The following is a 5,356-nucleotide window of genomic DNA, read 5'->3' as shown; positions in this document are numbered from 1 at the left end:
TCACGACAGGGGGGTCCACGAATGTCCGCCACCGCTGCGCACGATGCCCCTGTCCCCATTGATGATACCGGGGAACTCTCCCGGCTCCGCATCCGCGTTGATAACCTCTCGCGCCTGATCGATGTGACCTCCCTGATTTCCTCGAACCTCGATCTTGATGAAGTCATGAATCAGGTCATGGAGCTGGCGAAAAAGGTAATGGACGCCGAGGCGGCCTCCATCTTGCTCTGGAGCGAGGAGAAGCAGTGCCTGGAATTCGATCTGGCGGTGGGCGAGGTCGGCGTCGAAGTGCTCAAAACCATCCAGGTAAAAAAGGGGCAAGGCATCGCGGGAACCGTCATGGGGACGGGTGAACCCCTGCTCGTGGCGGATGCCCAGAACGATCCCCGGTTTTACTCCGGCGCGGACGAGCGGACGGGTTTTGTAACGAAATCCATCCTGGCGGCCCCGCTGATCGTGAGCGACCGCATCGTGGGGGTGAGCGAAGTCCTCAACCACCGGGACGGTCATCCTTTCACGGAACAGGATCTGGAACTGTTCGCGGCCTTCTGCAGGCAGGTGGCGATCGCCGTGGAGAACGCCCGCCTCCATCAGGTGGAACTGCGGCGCCATCTCATTGACCAGCAGATGGACCTGGCGGCCTCGATTCAGAAAAGCTTTCTCCCCCTGAAATTGCCGCAAGATGAGGCAGGGCGCTTCCGGCTGGACGCCTATACGAAATCGGCGCAGGAGGTGGGCGGTGACCTTTATTATGCACACTGGCTTCCGGATGGGCGGGTCGGGCTCTGCCTGGGCGATGTCTCCGGCAAGGGGATTCCGGCCTCTCTCTACATGGCCCGGGTCGTGAGCGAGTTTCGTCTCCTCTCTACGGCGGGAAGCCCGGCCAATGAAGTGCTCGATGCGCTGAATCAGGATTTGAGCGAAAATAAGATGCGGGGGATGTTCGTGACCTTCGCCTATGCGATCTTCGACCCCGAGAGCGGAGAGCTGCGCATCGCCAACGCGGGACAGCTCCCCCCCATTTGCGCGAACTTGCGGGGCGGTGCTTCCTTTGTCGGCGAGGCCAGCGGCCCGCCCCTGGGGATGATTCCCCGCGTCCGCTACCGGGAGGATGTGATCCAGCTCAAACGGGGAGAGAGCGTCCTCCTCTACTCGGACGGGGTGGGCGATGCGCGCAACTTCAAGGGAGAGGATTGGGGCGATGTGCGGCTGATGGAGGTGGCCGCCCGGCCCGCGGCGCTGGAGGAGGGCCTGCTTCACACTGTTTTAAAGGCGGTACGGAAATATAGCAAAGGCGCCGCCCAGACCGATGACATGACGCTCGTTTCCGTATCCTGGATGGGGCAGGGATGATGGAGCGATTTGAGATGAGAATCCCGGCGGAGCCATGCTGCCTCCGCCTGATGCGCGCGACGGTCGAAAGCTTTTGCGCGGCGGCCGGGATGGACGAGAAGGCGGGCTGCCGGGTGGTGCTCGCCGTGGATGAGGCCTGCACGAACATCATCCGCCACAGCTACGAAGGACCGTGCGAGAAGCCGATCGTCTGCGAAGGAAGGATCGAGAACGGCGATATTGTGATTGTGCTGCGCGATTTCGGGAAAAAGGTCGATCCGGCCAGGATCCAGCCGCGGGATCTTTCCGATGTGCGCCCGGGAGGGCTGGGTGTTCATTTTATCCGCGAGGTGATGGACGATGTCACCTTCGAGGATTGCGGCGAGGAAGGAACCCGGCTTCATATGAAGAAGCACCTGTCCGCGAAGGGGGATTCCGCATAATGGAAATACGGACGGAAATGCAGGATGGCGTCACGCTTGTGCAGTTGAGCGGCGAGGTGGATATGTCGAACTCCCCTACGGTCCGGGATGTATTGATGAAACTGGCGGGGCAGAAGACATCGCCGATCGTGGTCGAGCTGAGCGGCGTCAGCTACATGGACAGTTCAGGGATCGCCACCCTTGTCGAGGGACTTCAGGAGACCATGTCCTACGGCGGGCAGTTCCGTCTGGCATCGCTGACGCCCAAGGTGAAGCAGGTGTTCGATCTGGCCCGGCTGGTGGATGTGTTTGAAATCTACCCCAGTCTCGATGAAGCGAAAGAGGGCCGATAAGTGCGTTCCGCTCTGGCTGGCACCCTGACAGAGCTGGGGCGGAAGACCCTCTCGGCAGGCGCCTTGGCGCAGGATGCCTGGACCTATCTCAAGGATTTTTTCTTCTGGACCTTTGTCGCCTCCTGGAGGGGGCGGGGGAGCATCCGCTGGCGCACGGTCATCTTGCAGGTGGTGCGCATCGGCTGGGAAGCCGTGCCCATCGTCGTTCTCATCAATTTATTCGTCGGGATGATCTCCGCGCTGCAGAGCGCATCGCTTCTGCGCCAGTTCGGCCAGCTCCTTCTCATTGCCAACGCGGTGGCCTTTTCGATGACGCGGGAGCTGGGACCGCTCCTCACGGCCATCATCGTCGCCGGCCGGAGCGGATCGGCCTTCACGGCCGAAATCGGCAGCATGAAGATGGCGGAGGAGGTGGACGCCCTCCAGACGATGGGGCTGAACCCGACGCGGTTCCTCATGGTACCGCGGATCGTGGCGATGGTGATCGCCGTGCCGATGCTGACGCTCATCGCCGACTTCACAGGCATCTTCGGCGGCTGGGTCATCGGGGTCTCGGTGGTGGATCTGGGCTCCTGGCAATACATTCGCCAGACGATCGAGGCCATCGGCTTCGGAGATGTGATGCGCGGGCTGACGAAAAGCGCGGTCTTCGCTTTTCTGATAGCGTATGTCGGATGCTTTCTGGGGATTCATGTCGAGGGCGGGGCCGAGGGGGTGGGCCGCTCGACCACGAATTCGGTGGTGGTCTCGATATTTCTCGTCATTTTGGCGAATCTTGTGTTCACCATCTTCTTCTACGCGATTGAGTAAGGGGGCGCGCCTTGGCCGAGAACTCCGAAGCCGGTCCGGAAAAGGTGATCGAGGTGCGGAACCTGGAGACCTACTACGGGGAGCGAAAGATTCTCCAGGATGTGAGTTTCGACATCTACAAGGGGGAGATCTTCGTCATCCTCGGGGGGAGCGGAAGCGGCAAATCCACCCTGTTGCGCCACATTATCGGGCTGCTGGAGCCCTCGGGCGGCTCGATCCGGGTTTTCGGGCAGGAAACAGTGAGGCTGGACGAGTCTTCCTGGGCGGCGATTCGGCGGCGGATGGGCGTTCTCTATCAGGGCGGCGCCCTTTTTAATTCGATGACCGTGGGCGAGAATGTGGCTCTCCCGCTACGGGAGTTTACGTCTCTTCCCGAGACGACGATCGACATCCAGGTCCGCATGAAGCTGGGGCTGGTGGATTTGGCGGGATTCGAAAACTTGCGCCCCGACCAACTCTCGGGCGGCATGAAAAAACGGGCGGGGCTCGCCCGGGCCATATCCATGGACCCGGAGGTGCTTTTCTTCGATGAGCCCTCGGCGGGCCTCGACCCGATCGCGGGCGCCGGCCTGGATGAACTGATTCTCCGCCTGCGCGATACCTTCGGGATGAAGATCGTGGTCGTCACCCATGAGATGGAGAGTGTCAAGAGGATCGCCGATCGCGTTCTCATGCTCTTCAAGGGTGAGGCTGTGGCCATTGGGAAGCTGGAGGAGGTGCAGAAGATCGGTCATTCCCGCGTCCAGCAGTTCTTCCGGCGCGAGGCGGACAATGAGAAGGTGGACCCGCGCCAGTATCTCGAATATCTGACGGCGGGCGGGAAAAGGGAGCTCTGAGCATGACGAGAAGCAGCGGCAACGAACTCAAGGTGGGGATCTTTGTCGCCGCCGGCTTGGCGATCCTGGCACTCTTTGTGGTCTTGCTGACGGGACTGGGTATCAGCAGCGAGGAGGTGATCTACCGGGTCTACTTCTCCGACGTAGCGGGGCTGGAGAACGGAAGCCTGGTCCGCCTCGGGGGTCTCAAGGTCGGCCGGGTGGAGTTTGTCGGCATATCGGAGAAAAATCCGAGTCTCATGGAGGCGGCCATCAGCGTCAAAAAGGGGACGCCCATCCGCAAGAACAGCCAGGCGCAGGTGACGGCCGTGGGTCTTACCGGCTCGATGTACCTTTCGCTCTCGCTGGGGACGCCCGATTCGCCGCTGCTTCCCTCCGGAGCCGAAATCCGCGGGACCGAGGCGTCGAGCTTTCAGGATGTGATCAACGAGGCGAAGGGCGTGGCGGGCAATCTTCGCGGCGTTCTCGGCGGGCTCGGCGAAACGGCGGATGTCATCTCGAAGGAAGCCAAGGGGCTGATCACGGATATCCGCGGCAATGTCCGCCAGGTGCTCGCCACGACCAACCGCGTGGTCCAGCGGATGGAAAATATCGCCAGCGCGGAGAACGAGAAGAAGGTCATCTCCTTTCTGAACGCCATCTCCAAGGCGGCGGTCCAGGTGGAGAAGTATATGGGGCCGGCGGCGGCGGAGGTGAACAAGACGATGCAGGCGGCGCGCGGCTCTTTGTCCGAAATCAACAAGGCCGTACAGGCCTATGCATCGCTGGCGGGGGATTCGACAGCTTTCGTGAAGGATGCGCGGGGGCGGCTGGCTGGCGTGGGCCGCCTGCTGGCGCGGCTCGAGAGTGTTGGCGCGGAGCTGGAAAAAATAATTGCGCAGGGCGGTACCCTCGTGGACAAAACGGGGGCTTCCCTGCAGGCGGAGATCGCGAACATCCGCAAGGATCTGCAAAAAGAGCTTCGCGGTATCGGCGCCGAGGCGAAAAAACAGGTGGCCTCGCTGGGCGGGGAGGCGCGCGGCTCGCTCAAGCAGGTTGCGGGCCGGCTCAACGCGACGATGGGCTCGATCCAGGGCGCGGCCCAGGGAATTGATCATCTTTTGCGCGACAACAAGACGAATCTGAAATCCGCGATTACAAACCTCGCCTCCCTGAGCGGGCGGATGGACACCATCTTGGCCGAGCTGTCGGGCCCTGATTCGAAGGGTCTGCGCAAGGCGGGCGAGGAGCTGCGCCTCGCCCTCGTGCGCGCCCACTCCCTGATGCGCCAGCTCGACGAAATGGTGTCCTCGAAACGGGAGGACATTCAGATATTCATCAGCGATTTGCGGGATACGGCTTCGAACCTGAATGATTTCACCAACGCGCTGCGGGAGCGGCCCGCGACGCTCATTTTCAAGCCTCCCACACCCCCAAGGGAGTTCCGATAGTGCGCCAGTTGATGACGGGATACCTCATCAAAGGAGCCGGTGGGCCGGGGGCAATCCATGCGGCCCTGCTGTCCGCCCTCGTGTTCATCTTGACCGGGTGTCTGGGGGTCGGCGGAGACCGCATCCCCGAGACCCGGCACTTTGTCATCGACTATGCGGTTTCCGCGAAAAAG

At 61.7% G+C, this 5,356-nt stretch carries 6 protein-coding genes; all 6 read left to right on the top strand.

Annotated elements, in window-relative coordinates; translation table 11 throughout:
• Positions 1–1,353, top strand: a 1,353-nt coding sequence (locus tag O2807_11525; GenBank protein ID MDA1001128.1) for a SpoIIE family protein phosphatase, incomplete at its 5' end; no start/stop codon positions are given.
• Positions 1,354–1,367: 14 nt separating this feature from the next.
• On the top strand, positions 1,368–1,775 hold the full coding sequence (locus tag O2807_11520) for an ATP-binding protein (protein MDA1001127.1): 408 nt from the start codon (positions 1,368–1,370) through the stop codon (positions 1,773–1,775).
• Entirely contained in the window at positions 1,775–2,107 is a 333-nt protein-coding gene (locus O2807_11515; GenBank protein MDA1001126.1) for an STAS domain-containing protein, read from the top strand. The genes O2807_11520 and O2807_11515 overlap by 1 nt, the downstream gene beginning before the upstream one ends.
• On the top strand, positions 2,108–2,917 hold the full coding sequence (locus tag O2807_11510; protein ID MDA1001125.1) for an ABC transporter permease: 810 nt from the start codon (positions 2,108–2,110) through the stop codon (positions 2,915–2,917).
• An 11-nt stretch (positions 2,918–2,928) separates the two neighbouring features.
• Positions 2,929–3,753: an ABC transporter ATP-binding protein gene (locus O2807_11505; GenBank protein ID MDA1001124.1), complete on the top strand. Its 825-nt coding sequence runs from the start codon at positions 2,929–2,931 to the stop codon at positions 3,751–3,753.
• Positions 3,754–3,755: 2 nt separating this feature from the next.
• Complete coding sequence (locus tag O2807_11500; GenBank protein MDA1001123.1) at positions 3,756–5,183, top strand: MlaD family protein; 1,428 nt, start codon at positions 3,756–3,758, stop codon at positions 5,181–5,183.
• The last annotated feature ends 173 nt before the right edge of the window (positions 5,184–5,356 follow it).

The organism is bacterium (assembly GCA_027622355.1).
Lineage (GTDB): Bacteria > UBA8248 > UBA8248 > UBA8248 > UBA8248 > JAQBZT01.
This window is presented reverse-complemented; position numbering and strand designations above follow the sequence as displayed.